Origin of the sequence: Mycobacterium gordonae, from assembly GCF_002101675.1 — a bacterium.
GTDB lineage: Bacteria > Actinomycetota > Actinomycetes > Mycobacteriales > Mycobacteriaceae > Mycobacterium > Mycobacterium gordonae.
The window spans coordinates 17,619-32,976 of the sequence record NZ_LQOY01000093.1; the positions used below are offsets into that span (position 1 = coordinate 17,619).

19 protein-coding genes are annotated in these 15,358 nt (G+C 67.5%); 13 read left to right on the forward strand and 6 right to left on the reverse strand.

All coding sequences use genetic code 11. The annotated features are described in order from the left end of the window. Positions 1–16: 16 nt before the first annotated feature. Positions 17–514 carry a M23 family metallopeptidase gene (locus AWC08_RS15395; RefSeq protein ID WP_085087956.1) on the reverse strand — a complete coding sequence of 166 codons (498 nt, stop codon included), beginning with the start codon at positions 512–514 and terminating at the stop codon, positions 17–19. Between the two features lie 312 nt (positions 515–826). Between AWC08_RS15395 and rpsB the strand changes: the two genes are divergently transcribed. From rpsB to AWC08_RS15410, 3 genes are read left to right on the forward strand one after another with little or no spacing between them, the layout of a single operon-like run. After that, positions 827–1,663 carry a 30S ribosomal protein S2 gene (gene rpsB / locus AWC08_RS15400; protein ID WP_069434003.1) on the forward strand — a complete coding sequence of 279 codons (837 nt, stop codon included), beginning with the start codon at positions 827–829 and terminating at the stop codon, positions 1,661–1,663. A 13-nt stretch (positions 1,664–1,676) separates the two neighbouring features. Then, positions 1,677–2,492: a translation elongation factor Ts gene (tsf, locus tag AWC08_RS15405; RefSeq protein ID WP_065136687.1), complete on the forward strand. Its 816-nt coding sequence runs from the start codon at positions 1,677–1,679 to the stop codon at positions 2,490–2,492. Positions 2,493–2,500: 8 nt separating this feature from the next. Further along, on the forward strand, positions 2,501–3,901 hold the full coding sequence (locus AWC08_RS15410; protein WP_065136686.1) for an amidase: 1,401 nt from the start codon (positions 2,501–2,503) through the stop codon (positions 3,899–3,901). A 1-nt stretch (position 3,902) separates the two neighbouring features. Here AWC08_RS15410 and AWC08_RS15415 read toward each other — a convergent pair whose 3' ends face one another. After that, entirely contained in the window at positions 3,903–4,316 is a 414-nt protein-coding gene (locus AWC08_RS15415) for a MarR family winged helix-turn-helix transcriptional regulator (protein ID WP_069434004.1), read from the reverse strand. A gap of 315 nt (positions 4,317–4,631) precedes the next feature. Here AWC08_RS15415 and AWC08_RS15420 point away from each other — a divergent pair, with 315 nt between their 5' ends. After that, positions 4,632–5,273, forward strand: a complete 642-nt coding sequence (locus tag AWC08_RS15420; protein WP_065136684.1) for an MPT63 family protein — start codon at positions 4,632–4,634, stop codon at positions 5,271–5,273. Between the two features lie 116 nt (positions 5,274–5,389). Further along, positions 5,390–6,328 carry a lysophospholipid acyltransferase family protein gene (locus AWC08_RS15425; protein WP_069434005.1) on the forward strand — a complete coding sequence of 313 codons (939 nt, stop codon included), beginning with the start codon at positions 5,390–5,392 and terminating at the stop codon, positions 6,326–6,328. A gap of 7 nt (positions 6,329–6,335) precedes the next feature. Here the strand turns inward: AWC08_RS15425 and AWC08_RS15430 are convergent, their stop codons facing one another. Continuing rightward, positions 6,336–7,067: a winged helix-turn-helix domain-containing protein gene (locus AWC08_RS15430; protein WP_065136682.1), complete on the reverse strand. Its 732-nt coding sequence runs from the start codon at positions 7,065–7,067 to the stop codon at positions 6,336–6,338. Between the two features lie 233 nt (positions 7,068–7,300). After that, entirely contained in the window at positions 7,301–7,537 is a 237-nt protein-coding gene (mbp1, locus tag AWC08_RS15435) for a microaggregate-binding protein 1 (RefSeq protein WP_069434006.1), read from the reverse strand. Between the two features lie 276 nt (positions 7,538–7,813). On the opposite strand from mbp1, the gene pyrH reads away from it, so the two are divergent. From pyrH to AWC08_RS15475, 8 genes are all read left to right on the forward strand, one after another. Then, the gene (gene pyrH, locus AWC08_RS15440) at positions 7,814–8,587 is read left to right on the forward strand and encodes a UMP kinase (protein WP_065136680.1); all 774 of its coding nucleotides are present in this window, start codon (positions 7,814–7,816) and stop codon (positions 8,585–8,587) included. 92 nt (positions 8,588–8,679) lie between these two features. Further along, positions 8,680–9,237 carry a ribosome recycling factor gene (gene frr, locus AWC08_RS15445; protein WP_065136679.1) on the forward strand — a complete coding sequence of 186 codons (558 nt, stop codon included), beginning with the start codon at positions 8,680–8,682 and terminating at the stop codon, positions 9,235–9,237. Positions 9,238–9,269: 32 nt separating this feature from the next. Beyond that, positions 9,270–10,196, forward strand: a complete 927-nt coding sequence (locus AWC08_RS15450) for a phosphatidate cytidylyltransferase (RefSeq protein ID WP_065136678.1) — start codon at positions 9,270–9,272, stop codon at positions 10,194–10,196. Between the two features lie 50 nt (positions 10,197–10,246). Then, positions 10,247–11,341, forward strand: coding sequence for a dual-specificity RNA methyltransferase RlmN (gene rlmN / locus AWC08_RS15455; protein WP_065136677.1), 1,095 nt, complete (start codon positions 10,247–10,249; stop codon positions 11,339–11,341). Between the two features lie 402 nt (positions 11,342–11,743). Continuing rightward, positions 11,744–12,247, forward strand: a complete 504-nt coding sequence (dsbE, locus tag AWC08_RS15460) for a disulfide bond-forming protein DsbE (RefSeq protein ID WP_065136676.1) — start codon at positions 11,744–11,746, stop codon at positions 12,245–12,247. Further along, a complete protein-coding gene (locus tag AWC08_RS15465; RefSeq protein WP_069434007.1) occupies positions 12,244–13,092 on the forward strand; it encodes a cytochrome c biogenesis CcdA family protein in 849 nt (282 codons plus the stop codon). Before dsbE ends, AWC08_RS15465 begins: the two co-directional genes overlap by 4 nt. Positions 13,093–13,122: 30 nt before the next feature. Then, positions 13,123–13,617, forward strand: coding sequence for a histidine kinase (locus AWC08_RS15470; RefSeq protein WP_069434008.1), 495 nt, complete (start codon positions 13,123–13,125; stop codon positions 13,615–13,617). A 23-nt stretch (positions 13,618–13,640) separates the two neighbouring features. Continuing rightward, entirely contained in the window at positions 13,641–14,444 is an 804-nt protein-coding gene (locus AWC08_RS15475; RefSeq protein WP_069434009.1) for a DUF4097 family beta strand repeat-containing protein, read from the forward strand. On the opposite strand, the gene AWC08_RS15480 is transcribed toward AWC08_RS15475, so the two are convergent. After that, positions 14,437–14,691, reverse strand: a complete 255-nt coding sequence (locus tag AWC08_RS15480) for a DUF2631 domain-containing protein (RefSeq protein ID WP_065136672.1) — start codon at positions 14,689–14,691, stop codon at positions 14,437–14,439. The two genes, AWC08_RS15475 and AWC08_RS15480, sit on opposite strands and share 8 nt — an antisense overlap. Before the next feature lie 87 nt (positions 14,692–14,778). After that, on the reverse strand, positions 14,779–15,357 hold the full coding sequence (locus AWC08_RS15485; RefSeq protein ID WP_069434010.1) for a fasciclin domain-containing protein: 579 nt from the start codon (positions 15,355–15,357) through the stop codon (positions 14,779–14,781). Position 15,358: the final 1 nt, after the last annotated feature.

A 15,358-nucleotide genomic window follows, 5' to 3' on the forward strand; every position in this document is an offset into this window, starting at 1 on the left:
GCACAGTCAGCCACGGCTAGCCCCCCAGCGGCTTGAGCCGCACCGGCGTCGACGCCAGCAGGCCCAGCGGGTCGAGATAATCGGCGCGCGAAGCCGGACCCCACATCGCGCCCCAGTGCAGGCATGCCGCGGCCGGACAGCCGGGGTGGCCGGGCAGCAATTCGCCGATCACCGCGCCGGAGGTCACCGTCTGACCGGCCCGCACCCGCGCGCGGACCGGCTCATAGCTGGTGTGCAGGCCGCCGGAGTGAGCCAGCGACACCACCGGCCGGCCCGCCAGCAGTCCGGCGAACACCACCGTCGCATCGCCGGCGGCATACACCGGCCGGCCCGGGTCACCGGCCAGGTCCACGCCACGGTGGCCGGGCTGCCAGTCGGGTGTCGGCGCGTCGAAGCCCCGCACCATCGCCGGCGGCGGCCGCAGCGGCCACTGCAGCCGCCCACCGGCGGCATCGGCCGGGGGAGCGTTGAGCAGCACCCAACACACGGCCAGGATCAGAAGCAGCCATCGCACCCACGTAGTGCACTGCCGACACACGGCGCCCGGCCAGTCGCCCGGTTCGGCGCTGTGGACGCTGGGGGCCGCGTGTGGGCAGCGGGAAAATGCACCCGCCGCCGCGGTGTAAACTCCTCTACGCAGCTCGTCAAAGCGGGCTGACTTCGCGCGCCTGCACCGCGGCCCAGTACCAGGGGGACCCGCACCAGCATGCCGAGCGGTCCTGTTGCCCGGTCTAGTACCGGACACGGGTTCGGCATCGCGGCAGACGCCAGGGCCCGGTTTCAACCGATTCCGGGCGACAACCGACACTGAAAGCTGGGCTTAGCCATGGCTGTTGTGACCATGAAACAGCTGCTTGACAGCGGCACCCACTTCGGGCACCAGACCCGTCGCTGGAATCCCAAGATGAAGCGGTTCATCTTCACCGACCGCAACGGCATCTACATCATCGACCTGCAGCAGACGCTGACCTACATCGACAAGGCGTACGAGTTCGTCAAAGAGACCGTCGCCCACGGTGGCAGCGTCATGTTCGTCGGCACCAAGAAGCAGGCACAGGAGTCCGTCGCGGCCGAGGCGACCCGCGTCGGCATGCCATATGTGAACCAGCGTTGGCTGGGCGGCATGCTCACCAACTTCTCGACCGTGCACAAGCGCCTGCAGCGCCTCAAGGAGCTCGAGGCGATGGAGCAGACCGGTGGCTTCGAGGGTCGCACCAAGAAGGAAATCCTGATGCTGACCCGCGAGAAGAACAAGCTCGAGCGCAGCCTCGGTGGTATCCGCGACATGGCCAAGGTGCCGTCGGCGATCTGGGTCGTCGACACCAACAAGGAGCACATCGCCGTCGGCGAGGCCCGGAAGCTGGGCATCCCGGTGATCGCGATCCTGGACACCAACTGCGACCCCGACGAGGTCGACTACCCGATCCCGGGCAACGACGACGCGATCCGGTCGGCAGCGCTGCTCACCAAGGTGATCGCCTCCGCGGTCGCCGAGGGTTTGCAGGCCCGCGCCGGCGTGGGCCGCGGCGACGGCAAGCCGGAGGCCGAAGCGGCCGAGCCGCTGCCCGAGTGGGAGCAGGAACTGCTCGCCGGTGCCGCCGCGACCGCCGGCTCCACCGAAGCCCCGAGCGGGGCAACCGAATCAACAACAGACGCAACCTAGGAAAGGCTGAGCATTGGCGAACTTCACCGCTGCCGACGTCAAGCGACTTCGGGAGCTGACCGGTGCTGGAATGCTCGACTGCAAGAACGCTCTGGCCGACTCGGACGGAGACTTCGACAAGGCGGTCGAGGCGCTGCGCATCAAGGGCGCCAAGGACGTCGGCAAGCGTGCTGAGCGCGCGACGGCCGAAGGTCTGGTCGCCGCCAAGCAGGGCGCGTTGATCGAGCTGAACTCCGAGACCGACTTCGTGGCCAAGAACGCGGAGTTCCAGGCGCTGGCCGACCAGGTCGTCGACGCCGCACTGGAGGCCAAGGCCACCGACGTCGACAGTCTCAAAGCCGCCAGCATCGGCGACAAGACCGTCGAGCAGGCCATCGCGGAGTTGTCGGCCAAGATCGGCGAGAAGCTGGAGCTGCGCCGCGTGCAGTACTTCGACGGCAACGTCGAGACCTACCTGCACAAGCGCGCGGCGGACCTGCCGCCGGCCGTCGGGGTGCTCGTCGAGTTCGAAGGCGAAGACAACGACGCCGCCCACTCGGTCGCGCTGCAGATCGCCGCGCTCAAGGCGCGCTACCTGTCGCGCGACGACGTCCCCGAGGACGTGGTGGCCAGCGAGCGCCGCATCGCCGAGGAGACGGCCAAGGCCGAGGGCAAGCCGGAGCAGGCGCTGCCCAAGATCGTCGAGGGCCGCCTCAACGGCTTCTTCAAGGACTCGGTGCTGCTCGAGCAGCCGTCGGTGTCCGACAGCAAGAAGTCGGTGAAGGCGCTCCTGGACGAGGCCGGTGTCACCGTGACGCGCTTCGTGCGCTTCGAGGTGGGGCAGGCCTAGCCCGGCACATGGCCCGCGTACACGCTTTCGGCGACGACGCCCTCGGCGACCTGGACGCGGTCGCCCTAGCCGACGCGATCAGATCCGGCCGCGTGGACCGGGGCGAAGTGGTCGAGGCTGCCATCGCGCGCGCCGAAGCCGTCAACTCCGAGCTGAACGGCCTGGCCTACCAAGCCTTCGACGAGGCCAGGGAAGCCACCGGGCGTGCCGGAGCAGGTTTCTTCGCTGGCGTCCCGACGCTGATCAAGGACAACATCGACGTCGCCGGACAGCCGACGATGAGCGGCACCGACGCGTGGGACCCCCGCCCGGCGGGTGCTGACAGCGCCGTCACCAGGGTGGTGCTCGACACCGGATTGATCTCCCTGGGCAAAACCCGGTTGTCGGAGTTCGGGTTCAGCGCGGCCGCCGAACATCCCCGACTGGGGCCGGTTCGCAACCCGTGGAACACCGGCCACACCGCCGGCGCCTCGTCATCGGGATCGGGAGCCTTCGTCGCCGCGGGCGTCGTGCCCATCGCGCACGCCAACGACGGCGGCGGGTCCATCCGGATCCCGGCGGCGTGCAACGGGCTGGTCGGACTCAAGCCGTCACGGGGGCGGCTGCCCTTGGACCCGCAGTATCGACGGTTGCCGGTAGGGATCGTCGCCAACGGCGTGCTGACCCGCTCGGTGCGCGACACCGCTGCCTTCTACCGCGAGGCCGAGCGGTTGTGGCGCAATCCCAAACTGCCGCCGATCGGTGACGTCACGGGTCCGGGCCGGCCCCGGCTGAAGGTTGCCGTGTTGACCAGCTCGGTCCTGCGGGAGGCAAGCCCCGAGGTCAAAGACCTGACGCTGACGTCGGCCGCGCTGCTCGAGGAGCTGGGACACCACGTCGAACACGTGGACAACGACTGGGTGCCGGCCAGTTTCGTCGACGACTTCATTTTGTACTGGGGTTTTCTGGCCTTCGCCCAGGTCGGCACCGGCCCACGCCAGTTCGGCGACAGCTTCGACCGCACCAAGCTGGACAACTTGACGTTGGGGCTGGCCCGCCACACCCGGCGCAATATCCACCGGCTTCCGCTGGCCATCGCGCGGCTGCGCGGGCTGAGACGTCGTAGCGCCCGTATCTTCGGCCGCTACGACGTCCTGCTGACCCCGACGCTGGCCGACCCGCCGCCGTCGGTCGGCTACCTGGCGCCCACGGACTACAACCAGGTGATCGACCGGCTGACCAACTGGGTGGCGTTCACCCCGCTGCAGAACGTCACCGGCGAACCCGCGATCTCGCTGCCGCTGGCCCAGTCCGCCGATGGTCTGCCGGTGGGAATGATGCTGACGGCCGACACCGGACGCGAAGCCTTACTGCTGCAAGTGGCCTACGAACTCGAAGAGGCCCGGCCGTGGACCCCGATTCACCGCTAGCTCAGTCGGAGCCGAGCTGCTCTAGCATGCTCTTGAACTCGCGCTGCTGACTTGCGGTCAACCTGTCCAGGATGCGCGCGTCGGCGGAGCGCACCACCTCCTCGGCCCGCTGCAGCAACTGCTCGCCCGGGCCGGTCAGCGACGCCGGCAGGGACCGGCCGGAGGACACCGATGCCGGCCGGGCTACCGCGCCGAGGTCTTCGAGCTTGCGCAGCACGGTGTTCATGGCCTGAGGCGTGACACTTGCATGCCGGGCCAGTTCGGCACTCGACAGGCCCGGCGTCATGGCCAGAATTCGGAGGCACACGAATTCAGGCAGCGTCAGCCCCAGCGGGCTCAACGCCGCGGACACCTCGGGCCGCAGCACGGCCGTCACCCGATACAGCAGATACCCCAGCGGCGCGTCCGAACTCATATCAGGGATGTTGACACACTTGGTGGACCAGCCCGACAGCCGGGCAACAATTCCTACTATTTCGCGAATATCGAAAACGCACGGCGAATTCAACGACCGAGAAATGCGGTGACTGGTGTTACGCAAGTGGGATTTGTACCAAGTGTGGCCCAAATCAAATTCGCGTTCGTTTGTGCAGCTAGACGGTCCGCATCAGGCGTTTTTCGGGCCACCGGTGTTTGAGCGTCCGTGGCACCGGCAATGCGACCGGGGTGCGGTTGAGTGCCCGACGATGGGCGCGCGCCGCTTCGAACGACACCAACGAGAGGATTGAGCGTGAAGTTCACCACCACCACTGCTAAAACTGCAATCGCTGCCGCGGGAATAGCGGCGGTAAGCCTGTTCGGTGCGGCGGCCGCTTCGGCCACGCCCGGCGTGTCCGAGGGACTCGGCACCCCGCAGACGCTGGTCGACGGTCCGCTGGTCACTGACTACACCGTCAGCAACCTGCAGCCCGCCAATGTGACCATCCCCGGTTACACCCCGAAGGGTCAGCTGTGGCAGGCCGACATCAACGCCCGGGCTAACAGCGGCGTGGTGACGCCCATCGTGTCCAACTTCAACGCCCGCGCCGGTGAGCAGAACTACCGGGTGATCACTGTTCCGGCCACCCCGCAGGGCCTGAGCCCGGCGCCCATCGTCCAGGGCGGCACTTCGACCGGCAAGGTCTACTTCGACGTGACCGGCCCGGCCCCGACCGAGGTCGTCTACAACGACGGCATGCAGGACGTGCTGGTGTGGGACACCAACCCGGCGGGCGCCCCGGCTCCGAACTCGATCCCGGGTCAGCAGCCGAACACTGCGCCCGGCCAGCCGAACACCGTGCCCGGCCAGCCGAACACCGGCCAGCCGAACCCGGGCCAGCAGAACCCCGGCCAGCCCGGCATGTCGCCCAACGCGCCGGTTCAGCAGAGCTAACACAGCACCCATCTCCTCCCCGCGCCACGGCCATGGCGCGGGGAGGTTGCTGTTTCCAGGAGCGCAATGCGGTCCCCATGTGAGTCGTCTGTGCGCGATCTGGGTATGCGCACGCTATGACCCACACCACTGACCACCGCCCCAGTGAAGTTGTCGACCAGGCGCAGCGATTCGCCGACGATGCCCGCGCGGCGATGCAGAAGAAGCGCGAGAAGCAGGACGGCGGAGTGAGCGGATGGGTGGCAGGGCGCGCCGGTGAGTGGGACCTCGAGGGCCAGGACGAGGCCACCATGCACCGGCAGAAGTTCTTCTGGAACGCGTTGGTGGATTACTGGTTTCGCATGGAGATCGACGGCTGGGAGAACATCGGCCCGGCGCCGGTGCTGTTGATCGGGATTCACTCGGGGGCGCCGTTCGTGTGGGACGCATGGACCGTCGGCCTGCAGTGGTGGCGACGGTTCGGCCCGGAACGCCCGTTGCACGGCACCGCGCACGACGCACTGATGGCCATCCCGGGCATCGGCCGCTACTTCCGGGCGATGGGCGTGTTGCCCGCGGCGCCGGACGCCATCGCGACGGCTCTGGCCGAGGGGCGCGATGTGGCTTTGTGGCCCGGGGGAGAGGTAGACTCGCTGCGGCCGTGGATCGAGCGCGACCGCGCTATCCTGGCCGGCCGCAAGGGTTTTGTGAAGATGGCGATCCGCGCGGGGGTGCCTATCGTGCCGATCGCCACCGTCGGCGGGGCCGACGCCATGCCGGTGCTGATCCGCGGCGATCGGCTGTCGCGAATGTTGCGGCTGGACAAGCTGCTTCGGCTCAAAGTCTTTCCGGTGGCGATCTCGTTGCCCTGGGGTATCGCGCCGGCCGCCCTTCCGCAGTTTCCGCTGCCGGCCAAGATCAGGACCCGGTTCATGCCGCCGGTCGACATCGACCACGACCCCGAACGCGCCGAGGACGAGGACTACGTCGACGCCAAGTACCGCGAGGTCCAGGACAGCATCCAGCGTGGCATGGACGCGCTGGCCCGCAAACGTGCCTTGCCGGTGTTCGGCTGACGAGCTTTTATTGGGCGACCGAGTCCCGGTCGAACTCTGTCCACGCCGGGTTCAGCACCGGCTCGCCGACGACCCACCGCGGCTGCGGTGGTGACACGGCCATGTAGCCCACGCCCCGGACGGTGTCGACCATCGACTCGTGCGCGGTGCCGAGTTTGGCGCGCAGCCGCCGCACGTGCACATCGACAGTGCGGACCCTGCCGTTGCTTTCATAACCCCACACCTCGTGCATCAGGCGCGTTCGGCTGAACGCCCGACCCGCGTGCTGCACAAGGAAATTCAGCAATTTGAACTCGGTCAGGGTGAGGCCCAGATCCCTGCCGTTCAGCGACACCGTGTAGCTGGCCGGGTGCAGGGTCAGGTCACCGAACTGCAGTGTGCCGCCGACGGCCTTGCGCCGGCGGGTGATGGCCAAGCGCAACCGGGCCTGCAACTCCGCGGCCCCGGCCGCGGCCAGCAGCACGTCGTCGAAGTTCCAGTCGACGTCCACTTCCACGAAGTCGGCCGGCGCCACCACGGCGACGACGGCCAGTGCCGGTCTGTTGGCCGTCAGATGCCGGCAAGCCGTGCGGGCGGCCACCAGGTCGGCACGGGCATCGATGATCGCGACATCCGCGCCATCGGTCAGGCTGACCTCGCCCTCGCCCAGGGGCGCGACGCGGACGGTCAGGGCGAACGTGTCCAGGGTGGGCAGCGCGGACGGAAAGTCGGAGTGATTGGTAAGCAGCAGAACGTCCAACCGCTATCTCCCAACCTCAGGTGGTGCCCAGAGTCCCACCGAACTTTCCCCCGACGCCCGATTCGATCGTCACCTCCGCTGGAGATGGCACCCCGACGAAAAGCCGAATACCCCGTTCAGCGTGCGATTATTCCATTTTTGTTACCGCTGGTATCGCAAAACGGCCAGTTCCGCGCCAAAGTTCGATGGACCCGGTCCGTATGCACAGACCGGGCCCATCCTCGAGACAAGTTCTACTGGTTGGACTTCTGGCGCTCCTCGGCCGCCCCGGCGGCGCCGCGGGCAGCCTCTGCCTGCGCTTCCTTCTTCGCCGCGTCGCGCTGAGCTTCCGCCTTGTCCTGCTGCGCCTCACCCTCGTTGACCAGGTCACCACGACCGGTCACGGTCCCGACGGCCTCCTTGGCCTTGCCCTTGACGTCCTCGACGATTCCTTTGACCGCTTCAGCCGGGCCCGAGTTGTTGTCCGCCATTGTGTTCCTCTCATTGACCGTCGCCGCAGCAACGGATTGGCCTACAGAGTCGAGTTCGCCGATCGAAGAGACGACCGGCCTGCTTCATGGCGATGCGGGTCCTTCTTCTCAAGACCTCGTCTCATCACCGCGTGCTGCGAATTCCCGAACCGCCGGACGGTCAAACATGCGGGGTGGTTTGGGCACCCCGCCCACGCCAAAGCGAGCCGATGAGGCAGGATGAGAGGCGCCGTTCCGGGGTGGTGACCGGGATGGCACTCTCATGCGAGGAGACTGATGACGGAGTCCAGGGAGCCCCAAGCCGCCGGCGCGGCAGCCCCGAGGACCAGCGCCAACGGCTCGTCGTCGACCTACTCCCGCGTGCTGCTCAAGCTCGGCGGCGAGATGTTCGGTGGAGGGCAGGTCGGGCTGGATCCCGACGTCGTCGCGCTGGTGGCCCGGCAGATCGCCGAAGTGGTTCGCAGCGGCGTACAGGTCGCGGTGGTGATCGGCGGCGGCAACTTCTTCCGCGGCGCGCAGCTGCAACAGCGGGGGATGGAACGGACCCGGTCGGACTACATGGGCATGCTCGGGACCGTGATGAACAGCCTTGCGCTGCAGGACTTCCTGGAGAAGGAAGGCATCGTCACCCGTGTCCAGACCGCGATCACGATGGGTCAGGTGGCCGAGCCGTACCTCCCTTTGCGGGCGGTGCGCCACCTGGAGAAGGGCCGGGTCGTGATCTTCGGCGCCGGCATGGGTCTGCCCTACTTCTCCACCGACACCACCGCTGCGCAGCGGGCCCTGGAAATCGGCGCCGACGTGGTCCTGATGGCCAAGGCGGTCGATGGTGTGTTCGCCGAAGACCCGCGGGAGAATCCCGAGGCGGAGTTGCTCACCGCCATCAGCCACCGCGAAGTCATCGACCGCGGCCTGCGGGTGGCCGATGCCACCGCGTTCAGTCTCTGTATGGACAATGGCATGCCGATCCTGGTGTTCAACTTGCTGACCGACGGCAATATCGCGCGGGCGGTGGCAGGTGAGAAGATCGGGACGCTGGTCACCACCTGAACGGGAAGACGTAATAATGATCCGCGCTTGCGACGATGCAGCTAGCACCGATGCGGGGGCACCACCCGCTTGCGGGGGAAGGAGCGGCGCACGTGATTGACGAGGCTCTCTTCGATGCCGAGGAGAAGATGGAGAAGGCCGTATCCGTGGCCCGGGACGACCTGTCCACAATCCGGACCGGCCGCGCCAACCCGGGGATGTTCTCCCGGATCGTCATCGACTACTACGGCGCAACGACCCCGATCACCCAGTTGGCCAGTATCAATGTCCCCGAGGCGCGGATGGTGGTGATCAAGCCCTACGAGGCCGGCCAGCTGAACGCCATCGAGAACGCGATCCGGAACTCCGACCTGGGCGTGAACCCCACCAACGACGGCACGATCATCCGGGTGGCCATTCCACAGCTGACCGAGGAGCGCCGGCGGGAGCTGGTCAAGCAGGCCAAGGCGAAGGGCGAGGACGCCCGGGTCTCGGTGCGCAACATCCGGCGCAAAGCGATGGAGGAGTTGCACCGCATCCGCAAGGATGGCGAGGCCGGTGAAGACGAGGTCGGGCGCGCCGAGAAAGACCTGGAGAAGGCCACCCATCAATACGTCGCCCAGATCGACGAACTGGTCAAACACAAAGAAGGTGAGCTGCTGGAGGTCTAGCGACCACCCCGCAGCTCAGTGTCTTGAAGTCCGTGGCAACCACCGATGCCGGCAGCCCGTCCGACGAACCGCGTGACGTCTCCATCCAGCCGGTGAAGAAGACGTCCCGCGCAGGGCGCGACCTGCCCGCCGCCATCGCGGTGGGTGTCAGCATCGGCGCCGTGCTCATCGCGACGATGCTGTGGTTTCCGCATTTCTGGGTGGTGTACTGCGCCCTGGCCACCGTGGTGGCCAGCCATGAGGTGGTCCGGCGGCTGCGCGAGGCCGGGTACCTGATCCCGGTCATCCCGCTGCTGATCGGCGGCCAGGTGACCGTCTGGCTGACCTGGCCGTACCGCGCCGTCGGTGCGCTGGCCGGCTTCGGCGGCATGGTGGTGGTCTGCATGATCTGGCGGCTGTTCATGCAGGACAAGCCCGCCGCTGATGCGGAGGTGGCGAGCCCCGACGGTGCACCGCCCGCGCGGCACTACCTGCGCGACGTGTCGGCCACCGTCTTCCTCTGCGTCTGGGTCCCACTGTTCGCGTCGTTCGCCGCGATGCTGGTCTATGACCCCAAGCATGGCCCCGGATGGGTGTTCTGCATGATGATCGCCGTTGTGTGCTCCGACACCGGCGGCTACGCGGTGGGTGCCTTGTTCGGCAAACACCCGATGGTGCCGATGATCAGCCCGAAGAAGTCCTGGGAGGGCTTCGGCGGCTCGTTGCTCTTCGGCATCACCGCGACCATCCTGACCGCGACTTTCCTGGCCGGAAAATCGTGGTGGGTCGGTGCGTTGCTGGGTCTGCTGTTCGTGCTCACCACCACGCTGGGCGACCTGATCGAATCCCAGGTGAAGCGTGATTTGGGGATCAAAGACATGGGCCGGCTGCTGCCGGGACACGGCGGTCTGATGGACCGGCTTGACGGCATCTTGCCGTCCGCGGTCGCGGCCTGGACCGTCCTGACGCTGTTGCCCTGAACCTCTGTGCACCGGTCGCGTCCGGTGCGGCGTGTCAGACTGGACTGGTTATGTCTCAGCAGTTGGTATTCGAGGCGCCCCGGCGCGGTAAACCGCCGCGGCATCTTGCCGACCTGGACGCCGCCGGCCGCGCGGACGCGGTCGCCGAACTTGGCATGCCGGCGTTTCGGGCCAAGCAACTCGCCAACCAGTACTACGGACGGCTGATCGCCGATCCGCATCAGATGACCGATCTGCCAGCGGCGGTGCGCGACGTCGTCGCGACGAAGATGTTCCCGGTGCTGCTCACCGCGGCGCGCGAAGTGACCTGCGATGCCGGGCAGACGCGAAAGACGTTGTGGCGGGCCGGCGATGGCGCCACCGTCGAGTCGGTGCTGATGCGCTACCCGCACCGCAACACCGTGTGCATCTCCTCGCAGGCCGGCTGCGGTATGGCGTGCCCCTTTTGTGCCACCGGGCAGGGCGGGCTGACCCGCAACCTGTCGACGGCGGAGATCCTCGAGCAGGTGCGAGCCGCGGCGGTCGCGTTGCGCGACGACTTCGGTGACCGGTTGTCCAACGTGGTGTTCATGGGCATGGGGGAGCCGCTGGCCAACTACTCGCGGGTGGTGGCCGCCGTTCGTCGCATCACCGAGGCGCCGCCGTCGGGCTTCGGGATCTCGGCCCGGTCAGTGACGGTATCGACGGTCGGTCTGGCGCCGGCGATCCGGAAGCTGGCCGACGAGCGGCTGGGGGTGACGCTCGCGTTGTCGCTGCATACCCCCGACGACGAGCTGCGTGACACGCTGGTGCCGGTCAACAATCGGTGGAAGGTCAGCGAGGTGCTGGACGCGGCGCGTTACTACGCTGACGTCACCGGTCGGCGGGTGTCCATCGAGTACGCGCTGATCCGCGACGTCAACGACCAGCCGTGGCGGGCAGACATGCTGGGCAAGAAGCTGCACCGCGCGCTGGGGGCGTTGGCGCATGTGAATTTGATTCCGCTGAATCCGACCCCGGGCAGCGACTGGGACGCCAGCCCCAAGCCGGTCGAGCTCGAGTTTGTCAGACGTGTTCGCGCGCAAGGGGTTTCGTGCACGGTGCGGGATACCCGCGGCCGCGAGATAGCAGCGGCGTGCGGACAGCTGGCCGCCGGGGGCGGGTAGCTGGAGCGCACGCCATTCAGCCCGGGCGTGCGGACAGCTGGCCGCCGGGGGCGGGTAGCTGGAGCGCGCGCCATTCAGCCCGGGCGTGCGGACAGCTGGCCGCCGGGGGCGGGTAGCTGGAGCGCGCGCCGGACGCCACGCCGCCCACCCTGAAAATTTGCAGCGGAAATGCGAGTAGGGACCTGCAAATCTTCAGGCTCGGTGAAGCGCGCGCCCACCCGTGGTGTCCAGCGTCATCACCGAGCCGGTAAAGCTGCAGCGGAAATGCGAGTAGGGCCTGTAAAAAGCAGGGTCCGTGCGACGCGGCGCCACCGGCAACTCGACAACCCACCGAGCGAGGTGTTGAACCCTTCCCCGGCGTCAATACGTCGTCAAAGTAAAGCCAGCGAACAGAGGTGTGCGATGAAATTGCTTTCCCTGCTCAAGTTTTCTCTTGCTATAGCTGTCGCAGTGCTAGTACTCGGGCTGGCTGCCGCGCCACGCGCAACCGCCGCCGACGACCGCCTGAATTTCACCGCCACCACCCTCAGCGGCGCCCCGTTCAACGGAGCGACCCTGCAGGGCAAGCCCGCGGTGTTGTGGTTCTGGACGCCGTTCTGCCCGTTCTGCAATGCCGAAGCTCCCGCACTGAGCCAGGTCGCGGCCGCCAACCCGGGCGTCACCTTCGTCGGGGTCGCCGCTCACTCGGACGTCGGGCAGATGCAGGGTTTCGTCTCCAAGTACGGCCTGAACTTCACTAACCTCAACGACGCCGACGGCGCGATCTGGGCGCGCTATAACGTGCCCTGGCAGCCCGCCTGGGTGTTCTACCGCGCCGACGGATCCTCGACTTTCGTCAACAACACCACCTCGGCCATGTCGCAGCAGGATTTGCAGGGCCGGGTCTCCGCCCTGACATCAGGGTGAACCAAGCCCTGATCGGCTTGGCCTTCGCCGCCGGGCTGGTGGCCGCCCTGAATCCGTGCGGATTTGCCATGCTTCCGGCGTACCTGCTGTTGGTGGTGGGCGAGCGGCAATCAGTGAGCCCCATCGCGGCCGTCGGCCGGGCACTGGCCGCCACGCTGGTAATGGCGCTCGGATTCCTGACCGTCTTTGGGTTGTTCGGCGCGCTGACCATCTCGGCGGCGTCCACGGTGCAGCGCTACCTGCCGTATGTGACAGTGGCGATAGGGGGCGCGCTGATCGTGCTCGGCGCCTGGTTGCTGTCGGGCCGTGAGATGAGGCTGTTGTCGTTCGGTCCGCGGTGGGCGCCGACCGCGCGGCTGGGTTCCCTCTACGCATACGGCGTGAGCTATGCGATCGCCTCGCTGTCGTGCACGGTCGGGCCGTTTTTGGCGGTCACCGGCGCCGGACTGCGCAGCGGCTCGGTGCTCGGCGGCATCACGGTCTACGGCGCCTACCTCGCCGGGCTGACGCTGGTGGTGGGGGCTTTGGCGATTGCCGCGGCAACCGCTCAGTCGACGCTGGTCGCCCGGATGCGGGCGATCCTGCCGTTCGTCAATCGAATCGGCGGTGTGCTCCTCATCCTGGTAGGGGCCTATGTCGGCTACTACGGCGTGTATGAGATTCGGCTGTTCGGCGCCAACGGCAGTCCCGAAGATGCGGTGATCGCCGCGGCCGGCCGCCTGCAGGGCACTCTCGCCGCCTGGGTGCACGAACATGGCGCCTGGCCGTGGGCGGTAGTGCTGGCCGTCGCGCTCGGCGTGTCCTGGTACCGGCGCCGGCGTGCGCGACACCACGCCCCGTTGTAAATGACACCATAATGGTGTCATGATGACACTGTGGATCTGCAGCCGTACATCGACTCCGTCCGGCACGAGCTGACCGTTGCCGCTTCGGCGGCCGGCGCAGAGGCCCAGGATTTGGCCGAACGTCTAACCGCACCGCTGGAATCCGCGCTGCGGCTGGCGCTGCTGGAAGCCCTGTCGGCGGCCACCGAAGAAATCACCGGTGAGTTGGCACCGGGGTCGGTCGAACTGCGGCTGCGTGGGCGGGACCCGGACTTCGTCGTGAGCCCACCACCCGAGGAAAACACCTTCGACGACGCCGACGAGACAGCATTCGTCGCGCCATTCGAGGACGACGGAGCCACCTGGCGGGTCACCCTTCGGTTGCCCGAGCGGCTTCGGGCTTCGGTTGAGGCGGCCGCTCGCCGCGACGGTGCGTCGCTGAACAGCTGGCTGGTACGGGTCGCGGGCACCGCGGCGGCGGGCGGCCACAAGACCGCCCGGCCGTCACACCACACGGCGCACCGCCTCACGGGCTGGGCGCGCTGAACACTCATCAAGGAGAAACCACCATGTCTTTATTCACCACCCCCGAGCCGATCAGCGTTCGTGTTGAGGCCGGCGCGGGCTCGGTCCGCCTCAGCGCGACCGAGCGCACCGACACCGCAGTTCAGGTGCGCCCAGACGACGCAACATGCGATGCCGACGTCTGGGCCGCCGAGCATGTGCGCGTCGACTTCCGCGACGGAAGGTTGACCGTTTCAACTCCCAAGCGCTCGCGACATCGGGGTGGGTCGGTACAGATCGATATCGCACTGCCCTCCCGGTCGCGGTTGCACGCAACCCTGGGATCGGCCGACCTACGCGCGGAAGGGGAGTACGGCGACGTGCGGCTCGCGGTCGCCGGCGGCGATGCCGCGATCGACGCAGTGATCGGAAAACTAAAGGCCGCCAGCGGTTCTGGCTCGATCGCGGTGCAGACGGTGCAGGGGTACGCCGGGATCGCCACGTCGTCTGGGTCGGTGCGCGTCGAAACGCTCGAGGGAGAGCTCAGGTTCAAGGCTGCCAGTGGCTCGCTGTCCATCGACACCTTGCGAGGCACGGTCAAGTCGCGCACCGCGTCCGGTTCGGTGATCCTCGAGGCCGGTGTCCGAGGCGTTGTCGACGCGCATACCGGCAGCGGTGAGGTCGCCGTCGGCGTCCCCGAAGGCACCGCCGTGAAATTCGACATCACCACCGGCTCCGGCGTCGTCACCAACCGGCTGCAGCCGGCTAACGGGCCCGAAGGCGATGACGAGACCCTTGTCCTACATGTCCGCAGTGGCTCCGGCGACGTCCATATTCACCGGGACCCGGTGGCCGCGCCGGCTACCTGAGCCAGCCGCGCTTGCGACCCCAGATGTCGCGCACCAGCACGAACAACGCCAGCGCGGCGAACCCGATCAGGAACCAGTCCTCGACGTGACCGACGTGGTTACCGCGCAGCATGGCCAGCAGGAAAATGACGATGATCAGTCCCGTGACGTGCCACGTGCGGTAGTTGATCCTGCTCCATCCCCAGCGCGCGGACGGCACCTCGGCCTCGTCGACGCCGGCATACGGCTCCACCTCAGTACTGGCCACGGCGATCCCTCCGGTTGTCACTCGGACTGACACTGCCTGAACATTCTGGCACAGGCCGGAGGGATCGCCGCAACGCAGCTTCAGCGCTTACGCCGGGGGCATCAGCACCGTGTCGATCAGGTAGACCTGCGCGTTGGCCGTCGAGACGCCGCCGCAGACCACGCCCGCATTGTTGACCCGGATGTTGTTGCCCATGCCGGTGACGGTCACGCTCGCGCCCTGCAGCGTCTTGTGGGTGCCGATCACCCGGTTCGGGCTGGCCTGCCCGTTGACCACGTGATAGGTCAGGATGCTGGTCAACAGATTCGAGTCAGTCTTGAGCTGCTCGATGGTGGCAGGCGGCAGCTTGCCGAACGCGGCGTCCGTCGGCGCGAAGACGGTGTACTGACCGCTGTTGAGGGTGTCGACCAGGTTCACCTGCGGGTTGAGCTGCCCGGACAACGCCGACGTCAGCGTGGTGAGCATCGGGTTGGCCGCCGCGGCCTCGGTGACCGGTACCGTTGACATGCCCTGTACCGACGCGGGGCCGGTGGGGTTGGCCGCCGCGTAGTCCGCACATCCCGGACCGACCAGGTCGCTGGCCGCTGCGGTCGGCGCCAGCGCTAGGCCGCCCGACATCAGTGCGACCGCGAAACCGGCTGCTGCCATTGAGGTTTTCGTCTTCATC

Coding starts and splice junctions, on each gene's coding strand:
- dsbE (WP_065136676.1), top strand. CDS start 11,744: ATGAAATTGCTTTCCCTGCTCAAGTTTTCTCTTGCTATAGCTGTCGCA.
- AWC08_RS15475 (WP_069434009.1), top strand. CDS start 13,641: ATGTCTTTATTCACCACCCCCGAGCCGATCAGCGTTCGTGTTGAGGCC.
- mbp1 (WP_069434006.1), bottom strand. CDS start 7,537: ATGGCGGACAACAACTCGGGCCCGGCTGAAGCGGTCAAAGGAATCGTC.
- AWC08_RS15415 (WP_069434004.1), bottom strand. CDS start 4,316: ATGAGTTCGGACGCGCCGCTGGGGTATCTGCTGTATCGGGTGACGGCC.
- pyrH (WP_065136680.1), top strand. CDS start 7,814: ATGACGGAGTCCAGGGAGCCCCAAGCCGCCGGCGCGGCAGCCCCGAGG.
- rlmN (WP_065136677.1), top strand. CDS start 10,247: ATGTCTCAGCAGTTGGTATTCGAGGCGCCCCGGCGCGGTAAACCGCCG.
- AWC08_RS15425 (WP_069434005.1), top strand. CDS start 5,390: ATGACCCACACCACTGACCACCGCCCCAGTGAAGTTGTCGACCAGGCG.
- AWC08_RS15410 (WP_065136686.1), top strand. CDS start 2,501: ATGGCCCGCGTACACGCTTTCGGCGACGACGCCCTCGGCGACCTGGAC.
- rpsB (WP_069434003.1), top strand. CDS start 827: ATGGCTGTTGTGACCATGAAACAGCTGCTTGACAGCGGCACCCACTTC.
- AWC08_RS15485 (WP_069434010.1), bottom strand. CDS start 15,357: ATGAAGACGAAAACCTCAATGGCAGCAGCCGGTTTCGCGGTCGCACTG.